Source organism: uncultured Veillonella sp. (genome assembly GCF_963522475.1).
GTDB lineage: Bacteria > Bacillota > Negativicutes > Veillonellales > Veillonellaceae > Veillonella.
Genome location: NZ_CAUQYW010000001.1, coordinates 263,247 through 280,623, shown reverse-complemented (window position 1 = coordinate 280,623; position 17,377 = coordinate 263,247). Strand labels below are relative to the sequence as shown.

Sequence of the window (17,377 nt, the reverse complement as noted above, 5' to 3'; positions counted from 1 at the left end):
TGTGATAAAGAAGGCAGGTGATGTGTTGTATCGATTAATATTGCAGCGTTTAGCAAGTATTTTAGGTATTTTATTGGTGGTTACTATCGGTACATTTGTATTGATAAAATTATCTCCTATCGACCCTGTGTCGATGAAGTTTAATCTTTTAGGGGCTACTCCTGATCCAGTTGTGGTTGCACAGATACGAGAGCAGTTAGGGCTCAATGATCCTTGGTGGCAGCAATACTTACGTTGGTTAGGTCAAATTGTACAAGGGGACTTTGGTGAGTCTATTCTGTATGCGTTGCCAGTGGCTACGATTTTAGGTGGTGCTTTACCGAATACATTAGGTCTTGTATCGCTAGCACTTGTTATAGGTATCGCTGTAACTATCCCTCTTGGCATATTAGCTGCAAAATATCAGGATTCTTGGGTGGATCATGGTATCCGTTTAGTTACGTTTTTAGCTTTAGCTATCCCAAGCTTTTGGGTAGGCCTACTGCTATTGTATCTATTTGGTGTCAAATTACAGCTCGTATCTGTGACGAATACAAAGGGCTTTGCTGCCTATGTATTGCCAGCTGTAACCCTAGCCTTATGGCTATGCGGCTTGTATATTCGTCGTTTGCGCAATGCCATTTTAGAAGTATCTCGGCAGCCTTTTGTGCAAGGGGCTCGCGCTTTGGGGCTACCTGAGTGGATGGTGTATACCCGTTATATCTTCCCTCATGTAGGCCTTATGTTATTGCCCATGATGGGGGTAACGATGGGTGCCATGCTAGGTGGGTCTGCCGTTATTGAAATGGTATTCGCCATTAAAGGCTTTGGTTACATGATGGTGCAAGGCATTGTGGCTCGCGATTATGTTTTGATGCAAGGCTACATTATTTGGATTACTATGGTGTTTATCGTGATTAATATTATCATCGATGTTTTGAGTTTTTGGCTAAATCCGAAACGAAGAGCCGCTATAAAAGGAGGCTCCTATGAATAGACGAAAGCCGTACACTTTATATGCTATGTTGGTATTAGCAGCTCTATGGATTGTATTTTTCCTATGTGCTCCTTATATAGCACCATTTGATCCAGAGATGACTAGTGTGGCAGATCGCTTACAAGACATAAGCAGTACTCACTTATTAGGTACTGATCAGTTAGGGCGAGATGTTTGGTCTCGCATCCTCTATGGCGGTAAAGCTTCGTTAGGCATTGCTTTCACCATTATCGGTATCAGCGGTGCTATCGGCATCGTTATTGGCGGATTGGCAGGATTCTCTACACCGCGTATCGACCGTTGGTTATCTCGCTTAATTGATTTGGTACTAGGGTTCCCGAATATGGTTATTGCCATTGCTTTCATCGGTATTATGGGGCCGAGCATCACGAATGTCATCCTGTCCCTGTGCATTACTAAATGGGCGGAATATGCGCGTATCACTAGAGGCCTCGTACAGATTGAACGCCATGCGGAGTATATTACCTTTGCTCGCATGTCGGGGGCTTCGAACCTACGAATCCTGAGTCGATATATTTTGCCGAATGTATTGCCGCCGTTGTTGATTGTTATTATTCAACATCTGGGGGAGACTATCATCTTGGTAGCCAGTTTCTCACTCATCGGCATCGGTGTACAACCGCCGGATCCGGAGTGGGGCGCTATCTTGTTGAGCTCCCGAGATTTTCTACAAACTGCGCCATGGCTGTTAATTTATCCGGGGCTCGCTATTTTTATTACTGTTGTTTTATTTAACTATATTGGTGATGCGTTGCGCGATGCTCTCGATGTATCTCGCTAACCGCGCTGTGTATAGAGTTTTATGGTGAAAGCCTCTTTCACAGAGGCGATGTTCAAAAAAGGAGAAGTTATGAAACGTTGGTTATTAGTGTGTCTAACTATGCTGAGTATGGTAGCTCTCTTGGTTGGTTGCGGAAGTGATACGGCTAAACAAGACAAACAAGGGAAGCATATGAATGTTGGCTTATATTGGTTTGGTGAAACATTAGATCCAACTCACGAGTGGGATGCGTGGACATTGACGCGTATCGGTGCTGGTGAAACATTGGCAACGGTAACACCAGATATGAAATTTACTCCACAATTAGCAGACTCTTGGGAAAATGTGGACCCTACAACATGGAAATTCCACATCCGTGAAAATGTAAAATTCCATAATGGTACGCCTATGACGCCACAAAAGGTTAAAGAGTCTATCGAGTACACAATGAAACAAAGTGCTCGTTCCGCGAAAGCTGTTAAAATCGAGTCCATCACAGTAGATGGTCAAAACTTGATTATTAAAACGACAGAACCTAATGGTTCCTTGTTATCTAGCTTAACTGAACCAGCGTTCGTTATCATGGACACTGCAGATCTTAAAGATGTAGCATCTAAACCAGTTCTCACAGGTCCTTACAAAATCACTGCTTTCACAAAAGGTGAAACAATCGAACTTGCTGCCTTCGCAGATTACTGGGGTGGCAAACCAGGTCTTGATACTGTAACAGTAAAAGATATCGAAGATAACAACAAACGCGCTATGGCGTTACAATCTAAAGACGTTGATGTAATCCAAAAAGTGGACTCTGCTAACCGCAGCTTGTTCAAAGATGGCTTCAATATTCAAGACGTTGCAGGCGTTCGTGTGCTCATGTTGAAATTGAACCATACTGAATTATCTCCATTACATGACAAAGCTGTACGTTCCGCTATTGCTCATATTATTAACTACGATTCTATGGCGAAAATCATTGGTAACAGTTCTACACCAGGTGCGGCTCCATTCCCACCATCTGCTAATTTAGGTTTTGATTCTATCGCTAATAAACCGATGACAGATGTAGCTAAAGCTGACCAAATTTTAACTCAAGCTGGCTATGCTAAAAATGCAAACGGTATCTATGCTAAAGATGGTAAGGAATTATCTCTAACTCTTGCTATTTGGGGTAAAGACACAAGCTTGTACGAAGAAATTCAACAAGAATTGAAACAAGCTGGCATTGCTGTAACTCTTAAAAAATTACAAAGCCCTGGTGATGTAGATACACTTGGTACAGATGGCTTTGATATGGTAGAACGTGCTGTGGTTACTATGTCTACAAATGACCCATACTGGTACCTCAGCTTGTTCTACAAAACTGGTGCTAAAGCAAACGTTGGTGGCTACTCTAACCCTCAAGTAGATGCGTTAATCGACCAATTGTCCGTAACATTTGATCAAAACGAACGCTCTAATATTGCAAAACAAGCGCAACAAATCTTAGTTGATGACGTAGCAGATATCTATTTGTTGTATCCAAGTGCAACGGTTGTATCTACTACAAAAGTTAAAAATATACCAGTACATCCAATTGATTACTACTTATTAACAAAGGATTCTACTATTGAATAAATCTGATTGTATCATATTTGATAAGGTTACAATTTCATATGGTGCGGAAGAGGCGGTGCGTAATGTATCCTTCTCCGTACCTAATGGCGAGGTCTTTGCCATTGTTGGTGAAAGTGGATCTGGTAAATCTACCTTGGTCCGTGCCGCCTTTGGCATGTTGAAACAAGCTAGTATTAGTGGTCAAATTTTGTTAAATGGTACCGATGTTTTTACCTTAAGTGATGGCGATTGGCGACAACTACGGGGCACGAAGATTTCTATGATCTTTCAAAACCCTAGCGCCTATTTAAATCCAAATCGCACCGTAGAAAATCACTTCAAGGATTTGTTCCGTGCTCATGGTGAAAGCTATGAAATAGCTCGCGTCATCGACATGTTGAAGTTAGTTCATCTTAATGATGGTGAGCGTATCTTGCAGTCTTATCCGTTTCAATTGAGCGGTGGTATGCAACAGCGACTAGCAATAGCCTTAAGTCTTATCTTAAAGCCTAGCATCGTATTTGCCGATGAACCAACTAGTGCCTTAGATATGCTCGTGCAAGCCTCTGTATTAGATCTTATGAAAGAGGTAACACAAGCTCTTGGAGCAACGGTGATTATCGTAACTCATAATATCAAGTCGGCCGCACGAATTGCCAATAGCATCGGGGTTATGAATAAGGGGCAACTCGTTGAAGTGGGATCCACCGAAGAGGTCATGACATATCCGAAGAATGAGTATACTCGTATTTTGTTAGATTCCGTAATGAAAGTGGTGTAGTATGATTCAAGTTGAGCATTTATGTAAACAATATACAAACCACCATCATACGGTTCGTGCTGTTGATGATGTATCCTTTTCTGTAGCGGAGAATGAACGGGTAGGTATTGCTGGTGGTAGTGGTTCTGGTAAAAGTACATTGCTTAGGATGATTGCCATGCTAGAAAAACCTACATCTGGTACCTTGCGACTCCTTGGTGAGGATATCCATTCCATTCAACATCATAGGGAAATATATCGCTCTATGCAGATGATGTTTCAAAATCCCTTGGCAGTGATTCCACCGAGGATGAACTTAGAAGCATTTCTCTTGGAGCCGTATATCAACTATGGGCTTATGGATATAGCCGCTGCAAAGGAAGATATCAGTAAATGGATTCAACATGTAGATCTACCTGAAACTATTGTTCAGAAATACCCTCATGAAGTAAGTGGTGGTCAGCTGCAACGGTTAGTACTGGCAAGGATTATGTTGATGCATCCAAAACTAGTACTCTTTGATGAACCTACATCAGCCCTTGATGCGGTGAACCAAAAACTAGTGCTAGACCTTTTACAAAAATTACATAAGGAACAACCCTTCGGCTACGTATTCGTCAGTCATGACATAGGCCTGTTACAAGCCGTAACAGACCGAATCATCGTTATGAAAGATGGGCAAATCGTAGAAAATATCGAATCAAAACGACTTAAAGAAGCGGTACACCTATATACAAAATCACTTGTGGAAGCAAGTTTATAAAGAAATACCCCTGTTTGGATATGCTATTTTTACTGGAGAACCAGTAAAGGTAGTACATATCAATCAGGGGCTTTTATTTATAAAACATATGATGTAACGATAAATTGACATATCGCGAAATTACGATATAATGATGCTAGAGGTGACTAAAGATGAATCAATTAGAGGTCTTTAAAGCGCTTGCTAATGAATCACGTCTACAAATTCTATTTTGGTTAAAAGATCCAAAGCGTTACTTTACACATCAAGAACCGGTAGACATGGTGGAAGTCGGCGTCTGTGTAGGTCAAATTCAACTAAAACTTGGCGTTACCCAATCGACAGCATCTCAATATTTGTCTGTATTGCAAAAGGCAGATTTGGTGATTGCTACACGAATTGGTAAATGGACCTATTACCGTCGCAACGAGGAAACCATTGCAGAATTAGCAAAGTTGGTAGAAACTGAATTATAAAAGAGCATGAATATATAACACATAAGTATGTGTAGCATAATTTACTAGAGTTTACTAGTCAGATACTTATATTAGTAACGCAATTATATTGATACGATGCGTATTATCTAGTGAGTGTGATTATATAGGATTGCTTTTTATTAACTCAACACATCGGTAATTCGCAATATGTAAATGTGAAAATATAATTCAGTCATCAGCTAGATGTATATCGTATAAAATTCCTATAGTATTAGGAGAAAGAGGCTATAATGGCACAACATAACTTAACAGATACAATTACATTCCGTCGTGGGTTAACGATTTCTAACCGCATTGCCTTGGCTCCAATGCAAAGTCAATCTGCATTAGAGGGTGGTTATGCAAGTAATGATACAATTCGTTATTACAATCATCGTTCTAAGGCAGCCGGCCTATTGATTACTGAGTTTCATTACGTTAGTGAAAGTGGTGGCCCAGCGTACATGCCTGGCTATCCATCTCAAATGGGCATTTACTCTGATGTTCACTTAGAGGGCGCAAAGAAAATTGCACAAGCTTTAAAGAAAGACGGTAATAAAGCAGTTATGCAAATCCATCACGGTGGACGTATGGCGATTGGTCGCTTTATCAATCATCATGACGTAGTAGCGCCTAGCGACTTACATCGTAAGTTCCCTGTTCGTGCTCTTACTGAAAGTGAAATTGAAGAGATCATTGCAGACTTTGGTCGTGCTACAAAACGAGCTATTGAAGCTGGCTTTGATGGTGTAGAAATCCACGGTGCTAACCATTATTTATTGCAACAATTCTTTTCTGTATTGACGAACCACCGCACAGATAAATGGGGCGGCTCTTTAGAAAATCGCATGCGTTTCCCATTAGCCGTTGTGCGTGAAGTAAAACGCGTTGTAGCAGAAGCGGGCGTACAAAACTTCATTATTGGCTATCGCTTGAGCCCAGAAGAAATCCACGGTACAGATATTGGTTATACCTATAAAGAATCCCTTCAACTCATAGAGGCTATTGTAAAAGAAGAGCTAGATTATATCCATCTATCCTTATGGGGTGGCTATGATTCCAAACCAGAAGGTGCGGATCAATCCTTTGGCTCTTTATTCAAAGCAGCTCTCGATGATGAAACAAAACTTATTATTGTAGGCAATATCTTCAGCGAAGAAGCAGCTCGTGATGCGGTAGAAAACTATACAGACATCATTGCAGTAGGTCGCGGTACTTTGATAGACCCTGAATTTGGGCATAAAATCATGAACGGTAAAGGCGATACCATCGTTCACGAAGTAACACCTGAACACGTTCCAAACATGCACCTAACACCAGGCCTATTTGAAGCCTTCACTCGCACTGACTCCTTGGGTTTGCCACCATTACCAGGTGCAGAATCCATCTATGACCAACATAGAGGTACCTATGATAACCATCCACTAGCAATTCCATATGCGGAACAATAAAAAGCAAACACCAACTAAATTAGTAAAAAAATTTCGTAAATAAACTCGTAAAAAATACAGATTATTAAGTACATTTTTTAGTTAAATAATCGAATCACAACACATAAAACTATACACCCATAAATAACTTGTGAAAGCGAGTTTGTAAAATAAGAGGCTGTAGCAGAATATAATTATAACGTATTCTGCTACAGCCTTTTTTATTGATATGTAATAACGATTGCTTATTGTGCTAGTCTTATCTTGACGCCTTACAATGGATTTGCCGATGAAGCAATTATCTTCTTTGACCTATTAGTATAAGTTTTCTGTGTTACAATGATAGTAATATAGAGGGCTTGTTTTAGTTGAATATATGCTAATTTTAAGATTTTTGTATACAGATATTGAATGACTATGGATGTAATGACAGAGAGGCTTTCAGATGAATAATATTATTATTTATAATACTGAAGATGGAAAAGCTAAAATTAATCTAATATTAGATAATGGTTCTGTTTGGTTGAGTCAGAGTGAAATAGCGGAATTATTTCAAACAACAAAACAAAATATCAGTAAGCATATTAAAGCTATATTTCAAGATTTGGAATTGTCTGAAGAAGGAACTGTCAACTATAAGTTGACAGTTCAAAATGAAGGTGCTCGGACTGTTGAAAGAAAGTTAGCTTATTATAATCTTGATATGATTTTAGCCATAGGATATCGTGTACGATCACCGCGAGGAATTCAATTTAGAAAATATGCTTCAACCGTATTGAAGGATTATTTGATAAAGGGATTCGCTATGGATGATGAACGTCTGAAAGAATTGGGCGGTGGCATTTATTTTAAAGAATTATTAGATCGGATTCGAGATATTCGTTCTAGTGAAAAGGTTTTTTATCGTCAAGTGTTGGACTTATTTTCTACTGCTGTTGATTATAATCCAGTATCTGTAGAAGCAAAATCATTTTTTGCTACAGTACAAAATAAGATGCATTTTGCGATTCATCATAATACGGCTAGTGAAGTTATTTATAAACGTGTAGATAGTCAAAAAGAATTTATGGGTTTGACTACTTTCAAAGGAGAGTTGCCTACATTGAAAGAAGCTCAAATTGCTAAAAATTATCTTACAGAAAAAGAATTGAAAGGACTCAATCAGTTAGTTTCAGGATATTTGGATTTTGCAGAAAGACAGGCACAGCGTGGAATCCCAATGACAATGGCTGACTGGGTAAAGCATATAGATTCTATTTTGATGGCTACAGGCGAAGATGTATTACAGGATAAAGGTCGTATATCTCATCAACAAATGCAAGCGAAGGTTCTTTCTGAATATCAGAAATATCAGAATCAAACTATAAGTACTGTCGAACGCGATTATTTACGGGAAATAAAAGTTCTTGATACATATGCAAAAAAAAGCGGTAAATAGTTTTTCAAAAAATTGGCTATCAACAATGTATTGATAGCCAATTAATAGGTAATATGTAGTTTATATGATTATTTAATTTCCGCTTTCAAATCAATAACGTTTTTACATGCCACGCAGCTAGGGCAGTCGCAGAATTCTGCGCCTTCTGCTTTGATGTCTTTAGCGTGTTGTAATAGGTTAGCTGCACCTTCTTCTCCAAGGATTTGTACAGCTAGTTCAGATCCAGCAAAGTTGATTGTTTCGTCGATAAGAGCAATGTTTTGCTCTGCTACAGATACGAGCTGTTTTGTAAGTTCTTCTTGTTTAGGTGTACCTTCTGCATTAATCCAAGATTGAGCAAATTCCTTTACTGTTTCATTACTTGTAGGTGCATCTAATAAAGCTTGTACGAGTTGTGTTAATTGTGTATGTGTCATGATTATTTCCTCCATATAATTACTAACTATAGTTTTGGAATAGTGCATTTAGTATCATATGAGCACCTGTTCCTTTTGTTGAGTTCATTATAGCACTTACTATAATTTTGAATAGTAGAATGATTTGCGATAGATACTATCAAATAGGATAGATTTATGATGATAGCTGTTTCAAATTTTAATGATATAATTTACTTAATAAATGTAGTTTGTTTGCAGGGGATTGTATCATGAAAAAGGTTGTATGTGCGTTAGTTACGCTAGCTTTTATAGGTTCCATCAATGTTGTGTCCGCAGATGATTTGTTGCGGTTTCGTCTTAATGGTAATTCGATTTATGATCAGCCTTATGGTGATCGAAATGAGTTTCCTTGTCCAGATAGACTTGGAAGTTGCACTATGACTGATGAGGATTATAGAAGCACTCGTAAAGGTCAATCTTTAGAGGTGTTTGATACCCTATATGAGGCTAAGCAACATTTGAACTTTAAACCGCAGTTGCCAAGTGGTTTAGAGGGATTACGTCCTGTACATGTATCCATTGTGGATCACGATGTATTACAAGTTGTGTATGCCTATCATGAGCTTTTAAAAGGAACATATTTTGACCGTGTAGATGATATGCCAAAGTATATTAAGTATCGCGTATCGACAGTATCAGGTAATATCGCAGGCGATTATAAGGATTATGTACCTCAGAAAACAGAGATTATAAATGGCATGACCGTGACTTATCGAATGGTGGATGACTCCGTTTACTTAGCATCTTGCGAACATGCGGGGCAGAATCATGTGTTCTTATTTAATGAGCCTATTTCTGTTGAGCGGGCTAGAGAAATGATTAAGAGTGTAGATTATTGAAAAAACACTTTAAGTGTAGTATATTATAGATAGGCAATTGATAGTTGTGCAATTAACTACAAAATCCCCCGGAGCTGCAACTCCGAGGGATTTTTTACATTATTACGCTAATGTTAGAGCGTTGGGCTAGTTGCTAAAGAAAAAGGCTAGGAAAGCGTCTAACCACTTGCAAATGTAGTAGGCGAGTACATTTACCATGACGGCTAGCCAAAATTGATAGTTGTTGTGCAATAACTACACCCCCTTTCTGTTGCCAGATTAGGGTTAGCAACACTTATAGTATAGCAAAATATACTTTACACAAATAGCGATATACAGTCCTCTTTGTTGTGATTTATATTAAAAATAACGGAGTTTTTATGAACCTAAAAAATTACAAGATTTCAACGTTGCCATATATAGAAAATACTAGCAATGAGATAATGGAAAAGTACAATATAAAAGCGCAATATGGAACAGAACCACCTCATGGAGATGCGATATATTCCATTACCATAAAGGGAAAAGCATTGCCATTTTGGATTTATGGTAGGGATGTTACTTTCATAGGTAATAGTATGGTTATGGTTGAGTCTGTAAGATGCAAAACTTGGGATCCCATTGAAACCATCATTATTGATTTAGAGAATGAATTGTATGCGGGTTTAAAGAACTGGTATACAGATATTTCATTTATTCATGGTCGAATAGAGTTTACTAATCAAGTGGTAAAAATGGATAAACGAATTCTAAATAATTTTGAGAATTTAGAGTGGATTAGTTACTAATAAGAATGCTAGATGCATAATATTCATTTTATTTTAATTGACATAACTCTATAGAATACAGTACAATACCCTTATATCTTAAATACAAGCTATGAATGGGTATAAAGGTTTACAAATCCTGCTTTCAGAGAGTTGCCGGTTGGTGCGAGGCAATAGAGGTTGTACGCTGACACTCTCCCGTGAGCTTTGGTGGCGAATACAGCAGTAGTCATCGACGGTGGTTCCGTTATACCCGCAACGAGTCCCAATTAGGGTGGTACCGTGTTATGTATATAACGCCCCTTTGAGCAACGATAGTTGTTCTGAGGGGCTTTTTTTATTGTAAAAGTCTAGTAAAAGCACTGATAGATTACTATAGACACATCAGCGATTTTACTAAACTTTCACAATGGATAGATATAATACAGTGTTATGTTTTATTAGTATAGAAAAGGTGAGGATTATGGATCAAAATCGCGTATATTTCTTCGATACAACCCTTCGTGATGGGGAACAAACACCAGGTGTATCTTTACAAACTCCTGAAAAAATTGAAATTGCGAAAGGCCTAGTACGCCTCGGCATCGACGTAATCGAGGCTGGCTTCCCAGCAGCATCCCCTGGAGATTTTGAAGCAGTACAAACGATTGCACGCGAAGTGAAAGGCGCAACAATTTGTGCGTTGGCACGTGCTAATGAAAAGGACGTACAAAAAGCGATTGATGCATTGAAAGATGCGGAACGTAGCCGTTTGCATGTATTCATTGCTATTTCCGAACTTCATATGAAATATAAATTAAAAATGACTCGCCAAGAGGTATTGGATAAGGTTAAATCCGTATTGGCATATGCAAAAGGTAAGGTTGATGAAATCGAGTTCTCCGGTGAAGATGCGGCACGCTCTGATTTAGATTTCGCATGCCAAGTATTTGGTGTTGCCATTGCTGGTGGTGCAACGATTATTAATGTACCAGACACAGTAGGTTACATGAACCCTAATGAGTTCGGTGATAAAATCCGCTATATTAAAGAACATACACCAGGCATTGAAAATGCCATAATCTCTGTTCACTGCCATGACGACTTAGGTCTTGCCAATGCGAATACGTTAGCTGCTATTAAAGCAGGTGCACGCCAAGTAGAAGGCACAATTAATGGCCTAGGCGAACGGGCTGGTAACGTAGCAATTGAAGAAGTAGTAATGGCTCTTAAAACACGCCATGATTACTTCGGCGACCTTCAAGTGAACATTGATACAAAACAATTTACGAAAGTATCTAAACTTGTGAGCCGTTTAACAGGTGTTGTAGTTCCTCCAAATAAACCAATCGTTGGCTCTAATGCCTTTGCTCATGAGTCTGGTATCCATCAACATGGTATGATGAGCAACCCTGAAACGTATGAAATCATGACTCCTGAGTCCGTAGGGGCTGAAAAAACAGACCTCGTATTGGGCAAACACTCTGGTCGTCATGCCTTTGCCGATCATTTGGCAAAACTTGGTTTCCAATCTTTCACAGAAGAGAAAATCAACGACCTCTTCGCTAAATTTAAAGAATTGGCAGACCGTAAAAAACAAGTATACGATGATGACATTATCGCTCTTGTAGTAGATAACTTACATCACAAAAAAGCATTTGAGCTTGTGGCTCAATACTATAAATTGGGTGAAAAAGGCTACGCGTATGCTGACGTTCGCCTCATGACACCAGAAGGTGAAAAAGCAGATGCTGCCGTAGGTGATGGTCCAGTAGACGCATCCCTTAAAGCAGTTGAACGTGTAGTTGGCTTGCCAATTAGCTTAAAAGACTACCAAATCCGTGCCATCACAGCTGGTAAAGACGCTCTTGGGGAAGCAACCCTTAAGGTAGAATATAACGGTCGTTTGTACCATGGTCGTGGTATCAGCACCGATATCGTTAAATCAAGTGTAAATGCATATATTAATGCAGTAAACTCAGTATTCCTAGCTATGGAGCTAGAACAACAGGAGGAAAAATAATATGGGTATGACCATTACTGAAAAGAATATGGCTCGCCACGCGGGTCTTGATGTTGTAAAACCGGGCCAAATTATCGAATGTCATTTGGATGCGGTATTGATGAACGACATCACATTCCCACCAGCGCGTAAAGAGTTCTTAAAAATCGGCAAACCTGTATTTGACCGTCATAAAATCTACTTGGTGCCTGACCATTTCACACCAAACAAAGATATTCAATCCGCTACACAAGCGAAAGTCATGCGCGACTTCGTACGCGAAAATGGCATTACAAACTACTTTGAAGTCGGTAGAATGGGTATCGAGCACGTTATTTTGCCAGAAAAAGGCCTTATTGGTCCTGGGGAAATGATGATCGGTGCTGACTCCCACACTTGTACATATGGTGCGGTAAATGCATTCTCCACAGGCGTAGGCTCTACTGATGCGGGTGTTGCTATGGCAGAAGGTAAAACTTGGTTCAAAGTGCCTGAAACAATTAAGGTTGAACTTATCGGCAAACCTAACAAATGGGTAACTGGTAAAGACGTAATCCTTGATTTAATCGGTAAAATCGGCGTAGATGGTGCTCGTTACATGGCTCTTGAATTCGCTGGCGAAGGCGTACAACATATGACTATGGCTGACCGTCTTACAATCTGTAACATGGCTATCGAAGCTGGCGGTAAATGTGGCGTATTCCCATATGATGAAATCACTGAAGAATATATTAAAGGTCGCGTAAATCGTCCTGTAGAACCAATTAATCCAGACCCTGATGCAGTATATGCTCAAACTGTGACAATCGATTTGTCCAAATTACAACCAGTTGTAGCATTCCCTCATTTGCCATCCAACACACATTACATCAACGAAATCGACAAAGATATTAAAATCGATCAAGTTATCATCGGTTCCTGTACAAATGGCCGTTACGAAGACTTGGTGGCAGCTGCGGAAATCTTCAAAGGTCGCAAAGTAGCTCCATTCGTTCGTTGTATCGTAATTCCTGGTTCCCAAGATGTATACGATCAAGCTATGAAAGATGGTTTATTGGACATCTTCATTCAAGCTGACTGCGCTGTGTCCACACCAACATGTGGTCCATGCCTTGGCGGTTACATGGGTATCATGGCTGAAGGGGAACGCACAGTTTCCACAACAAACCGTAACTTCCGTGGTCGTATGGGTCACGTTGATTCTGAAGTATATTTGGCAAGCCCTTACGTGGCGGCAGCAAGTGCTGTATTAGGCCGCATTGCAGGCCCTGAGGAGGTTTAATATGGATTTTGAAAGCAAAAAAATCTGGCGCTATGGCGACGATGTAGATACAGACGTAATCATTCCAGCTCGTTACTTGGCAATTGCCGATTGGAACGAATTGGCTGAACATGCGATGGAAGATATTGATACTACTTTCGCTCCCAATGTGAAAGCTGGAGAAATCATGGTAGCCGGTAAAAACTTTGGCTGTGGGTCCTCTCGTGAACACGCACCAGGTGTTATCAAAGCAAAAGGTGTGCCTGTTATTATTGCACACTCCTTTGCACGTATTTTCTTCCGTAATGCCATTAATATCGGTTTACCTGTAATTGAAATCGGTGAACAAGTAGATCATATCGACGCAGGCGATGCTATCGGTGTAGACTTGTCTAAAGGTATCGTGTACAACTTGACTAAAAATGAACAATACCAAGGGACTGAATTGCCACAATTCATTCAAGACATTGCGGCAGCTGGTGGTCTTGTGAACTTTGCGAAAAATCGCAAGTAGACTTTAATACGAGGCTCGAGCTGGCATATGCCTCTCGAGCCTCCAAAGCGAGCTAAGTCGGTCTCAAGGCATATGCCAGCTCTTGTTCCATTAAGTGCTATTGCGATTTCTTCGCAAAGGGCACTGGGGGAGAGTATGAGGTTTGCAATCTTTTACTATATATTGGAGAGGTAATATGAGCGAAAAGAATATCGTATTGATTCCTGGTGATGGTATCGGTACTGAGATTATTGCGGCAGCAAAGGCTGTGTGTGATGTGGCTTTTGAGAAAGCCGGTGTAAAGGTTAATTGGATTGATAAAAAAGCGGGCGGTGCGTCTATTGATGCATATGGTGTGCCTTTGACTGAGGATACTATCGAGGCTTGTAAAAAGGCTGATGCTGTATTGCTTGGTGCTGTAGGCGGTCCTAAATGGGATAATGTAGATCCTTCTATCCGTCCTGAAAAAGCAATTCTAGGTCTTCGTAAGGAGCTTGGCTTGTTCTGTAACTTGCGCCCTGTAAAAATCTATTCATCTTTGCAAGAGTATTCCCCACTTAAAAAGGAACTCGTACAAGATGTAGATTTCGTTATCGTTCGTGAGTTAACTGGTGGTATTTACTTTGGTGAACGCGAAGAGGCACAAGGCGAAGGCGCTAACGAGTTCGCATGGGATAAAGAAACTTACAGCCGTTATGAAGTAGAGCGCATCATGGATATTGCTATGGAAACAGCTCGCAAACGTAATAAAAAGGTTGTATCCGTAGATAAAGCAAATGTATTGGCTTCTTCTCGTTTGTGGCGTAAAATCGCTCAAGAGAAAGCGGCAGCTAATCCAGATATCGCAACAGATTACTTCTACGTAGATAATACAGCAATGCAACTTGTTGTAAATCCGGCACAATTCGACGTTATCGTTACAACAAACTTGTTCGGCGATATCTTGTCTGACGAAGGCGCTGTAATCTCTGGTTCTATCGGGCTTTTACCATCTGCATCCATGGGTACTGGCACAGCATTATACGAGCCAATCCACGGTTCTGCACCAGACATTATGGGCCAAAACTTGGCAAACCCATTGGGTACAATCTTGTCCGCAGCTATGATGTGCCGTCACTCCCTTGATTTACCTCAAGTGGCTGACGCTATCGAAAAAGCTGTTGAACAAGTACTCGTTGATGGTTATCGCACAGGCGATATCTATCGCGATGGTTTAAAACGTGTGGGTACGACAGAAATGGCACAAGCTGTTATTGAACGTTTGTAGTCATGTAAGCTCGTGCATCTTGACTAGTTCTCTGATTTTTGTCATATAGTCAGATGCATGATCCTATATCATGTGCGGTAAAAGAACGCTTACGACATTGCATCGCATTTGGTGAGGTATTTTTTAGTTTGTATTTAGTATAGTTTTAAAATGAGGTGTTTACCATGAAATCAACTATGTACAGAAATCTCACTATTACTGCGTTATTAATGGCTTTAGCAATTATGATCCCTATCATGATGCCATTGAAAGTCGTCATACCACCAGCCTCTTACACACTGGCTAGTCACGTGCCAATCTTTTTGGCTATGTTTTTATCGCGTAAATCGGCAGCCTGTGTAGTTATTGGCTCTACGTTAGGGTTCTTTGTAGCAGGATTCCCTATCGTTATTGTTATGCGTGCAGCATCACATATCTTTTTTGCTTTGCTTGGCGCCTGGTATCTTAAAAATCACATGGAAGTATTATCTAATGCCTTTTCCTTTGTGACTTTTAACTTTGTGTGCGCTTTGATTCATGCTGTTGCTGAAGTATTAGCCTGCTTGTTATTTTATACTACAACTACGACTCCAAATATTGATATTATCTATGTCGTATTTGTTCTTGTTGGTGTTGGTACTATCATTCATAGCATGGTTGACGGATATATTGCATTATATATCTATAAAGCAATCCCAGGATTGAAACCTAATACGCATATAGAGTAATTTTTAATCCATATCAAAATCGTATCTGCAGATACAGACTATTTTATGTAATTTCAGTATAATAAAACCATAGTTACTAGCGACCTTGAGGTATATCTATTGATATAGCTTTTAGGTTGTAATTTGTACTATTAGTGAAAGTTATTTAGTTTCTTTATAACATTATGAATTGGAATAAGGTAAGTATTTTAACTTTTACAAAAGGAGGCTATTATGAGAAAGCACATTAAAAATAATGTATCTTGGGTAGGTAAAATCGACTGGGAATTACAAGAATTCCACGGTTCTGATTACAGTATTAATAATGGGTCTAGTCAAAATGCGTACTTGATTGAGGAAGAAAAGACTGTTCTCATCGATACAGTGTGGAAGCCTCATTCCTCTGAGTTTATTGATAATTTGGAATCTGAAATTGATTTAAATAAGATTGATTTCATCGTATGTAATCATGGCGAAGTAGATCACAGCGGATCCTTGCCTGCATTAATGGAGAAAATTCCTAATACGCCTATTTATTGTACGGAAAATGCAGTTAAATCCTTGGTTGGTCAATATCATCATCCAGAATGGAATTTTAAAACTGTTAAAACCGGTGATTCTGTAGATATCGGAAATGGAAAATCTTTAGTTTTTGTAGAAATGCGTATGCTTCATTGGCCTGACTCTATGGCAACTTATATGACTGGCGACAATATCTTGTTCTCCAATGATGCGTTTGGTCAACATTTTGCTGTAGAAGAGCTATGGGCTGATAAGGCTGATCAATGTAGTCTATGGGCAGAGGCGATGAAATACTATGCTAATATTTTGAATCCATTTTCTCCATTGGTAAAAGCTAAAGTTGAAGAAATACAAAAGCTCAACTTGCCAATTGATATTATCGCTACTAGTCATGGTGCTATTTGGCGTGAAAACCCAATGCAAATTGTAGAGAAATACTATGAATGGTCTCAAGCATACCAAGAAGATCAAGTTACAGTTGTATATGATACTATGTGGGATGGTACAAAGAAATTAGCCCATAAAATTGCTGATGAGATTGCTAAACAATCTCCTGATACACGGGTTAAGATCTTTAATATCAGTAAAACCAATAAGAATGACATTATGACAGAAGTATTCAAATCAAAAGCGATTGCTGTGGGATCTCCAACAGTAGGGAATAGTGTTATCTCTTCTGTAGCTGGGTGGCTCGACTTCTTACGTGAGTTGAAGTTTAAAAATAAAAAAGCTGCTGTATTTGGCACTTATGGTTGGTCTGGTGAATCTACAAAAGTGCTTCGTGAAGAATTGACTAAATATGGTTTCTCTGTAGTAGAACCAGAAATTAAATGTAATTGGAATCCAGATGCAGAGGATTTTGGCAAAGCAGAAGAACTTGTAACAGCATTATTAAATTAACATGTAAAAAGCTCCTAACATTCATAGAATGTAGGAGCTTTTGTATTTT

17 protein-coding genes and 1 other annotated feature are annotated in these 17,377 nt (G+C 39.4%); of the genes, 16 read left to right on the top strand and 1 reads right to left on the bottom strand.

Features of this window, described 5'->3' with window-relative positions:
* Positions 1-25 precede the first annotated feature (25 nt).
* The 8 genes from RWP19_RS01295 (at position 26) to RWP19_RS01260 (ending at position 8,196) form a co-directional block, all read left to right on the top strand.
* Positions 26-976, top strand: a complete 951-nt coding sequence (locus RWP19_RS01295; RefSeq protein WP_308221110.1) for an ABC transporter permease — start codon at positions 26-28, stop codon at positions 974-976.
* Positions 969-1,778: an ABC transporter permease gene (locus tag RWP19_RS01290; protein WP_314356171.1), complete on the top strand. Its 810-nt coding sequence runs from the start codon at positions 969-971 to the stop codon at positions 1,776-1,778. Before RWP19_RS01295 ends, RWP19_RS01290 begins: the two co-directional genes overlap by 8 nt.
* A gap of 69 nt (positions 1,779-1,847) precedes the next feature.
* Positions 1,848-3,371, top strand: a complete 1,524-nt coding sequence (locus RWP19_RS01285) for an ABC transporter substrate-binding protein (RefSeq protein WP_314356170.1) — start codon at positions 1,848-1,850, stop codon at positions 3,369-3,371.
* Positions 3,364-4,131 carry an ABC transporter ATP-binding protein gene (locus tag RWP19_RS01280; RefSeq protein ID WP_314356169.1) on the top strand — a complete coding sequence of 256 codons (768 nt, stop codon included), beginning with the start codon at positions 3,364-3,366 and terminating at the stop codon, positions 4,129-4,131. Before RWP19_RS01285 ends, RWP19_RS01280 begins: the two co-directional genes overlap by 8 nt.
* A gap of 1 nt (position 4,132) precedes the next feature.
* Positions 4,133-4,873 carry a dipeptide/oligopeptide/nickel ABC transporter ATP-binding protein gene (locus RWP19_RS01275; protein WP_314356168.1) on the top strand — a complete coding sequence of 247 codons (741 nt, stop codon included), beginning with the start codon at positions 4,133-4,135 and terminating at the stop codon, positions 4,871-4,873.
* Between the two features lie 152 nt (positions 4,874-5,025).
* Complete coding sequence (locus RWP19_RS01270) at positions 5,026-5,328, top strand: helix-turn-helix transcriptional regulator (protein WP_295991126.1); 303 nt, start codon at positions 5,026-5,028, stop codon at positions 5,326-5,328.
* Positions 5,329-5,579: 251 nt separating this feature from the next.
* On the top strand, positions 5,580-6,779 hold the full coding sequence (locus tag RWP19_RS01265) for an NADH-dependent flavin oxidoreductase (RefSeq protein ID WP_314356167.1): 1,200 nt from the start codon (positions 5,580-5,582) through the stop codon (positions 6,777-6,779).
* 424 nt (positions 6,780-7,203) lie between these two features.
* Positions 7,204-8,196, top strand: a complete 993-nt coding sequence (locus RWP19_RS01260; protein WP_314356166.1) for a virulence RhuM family protein — start codon at positions 7,204-7,206, stop codon at positions 8,194-8,196.
* Between the two features lie 68 nt (positions 8,197-8,264).
* Here RWP19_RS01260 and RWP19_RS01255 read toward each other — a convergent pair whose 3' ends face one another.
* Entirely contained in the window at positions 8,265-8,612 is a 348-nt protein-coding gene (locus tag RWP19_RS01255; RefSeq protein ID WP_314356165.1) for a hypothetical protein, read from the bottom strand.
* A 230-nt stretch (positions 8,613-8,842) separates the two neighbouring features.
* On the opposite strand from RWP19_RS01255, the gene RWP19_RS01250 reads away from it, so the two are divergent.
* The 8 genes from RWP19_RS01250 to RWP19_RS01215 all read left to right on the top strand — a co-directional run bounded on the left by RWP19_RS01250 (position 8,843) and on the right by RWP19_RS01215 (position 17,328).
* Entirely contained in the window at positions 8,843-9,472 is a 630-nt protein-coding gene (locus RWP19_RS01250) for a hypothetical protein (RefSeq protein ID WP_314356164.1), read from the top strand.
* A 359-nt stretch (positions 9,473-9,831) separates the two neighbouring features.
* Positions 9,832-10,239, top strand: coding sequence for a hypothetical protein (locus tag RWP19_RS01245; protein ID WP_314356163.1), 408 nt, complete (start codon positions 9,832-9,834; stop codon positions 10,237-10,239).
* A gap of 82 nt (positions 10,240-10,321) precedes the next feature.
* Positions 10,322-10,525 (top strand) — a binding site (T-box leader).
* A gap of 156 nt (positions 10,526-10,681) precedes the next feature.
* The gene (locus RWP19_RS01240; RefSeq protein ID WP_314356162.1) at positions 10,682-12,220 is read left to right on the top strand and encodes a 2-isopropylmalate synthase; all 1,539 of its coding nucleotides are present in this window, start codon (positions 10,682-10,684) and stop codon (positions 12,218-12,220) included.
* A gap of 1 nt (position 12,221) precedes the next feature.
* Positions 12,222-13,481, top strand: a complete 1,260-nt coding sequence (gene leuC / locus RWP19_RS01235) for a 3-isopropylmalate dehydratase large subunit (protein ID WP_295289445.1) — start codon at positions 12,222-12,224, stop codon at positions 13,479-13,481.
* A 1-nt stretch (position 13,482) separates the two neighbouring features.
* Positions 13,483-13,974, top strand: coding sequence for a 3-isopropylmalate dehydratase small subunit (locus RWP19_RS01230; protein WP_295276394.1), 492 nt, complete (start codon positions 13,483-13,485; stop codon positions 13,972-13,974).
* Between the two features lie 175 nt (positions 13,975-14,149).
* Positions 14,150-15,220 (top strand): 3-isopropylmalate dehydrogenase, encoded by a 1,071-nt coding sequence (gene leuB / locus RWP19_RS01225; protein ID WP_314356161.1) that lies wholly within the window; start codon positions 14,150-14,152, stop codon positions 15,218-15,220.
* Positions 15,221-15,384: 164 nt separating this feature from the next.
* On the top strand, positions 15,385-15,927 hold the full coding sequence (locus RWP19_RS01220; protein WP_314356160.1) for a hypothetical protein: 543 nt from the start codon (positions 15,385-15,387) through the stop codon (positions 15,925-15,927).
* Between the two features lie 213 nt (positions 15,928-16,140).
* Positions 16,141-17,328, top strand: a complete 1,188-nt coding sequence (locus RWP19_RS01215; protein WP_314356159.1) for an MBL fold metallo-hydrolase — start codon at positions 16,141-16,143, stop codon at positions 17,326-17,328.
* Positions 17,329-17,377 lie beyond the last annotated feature (49 nt).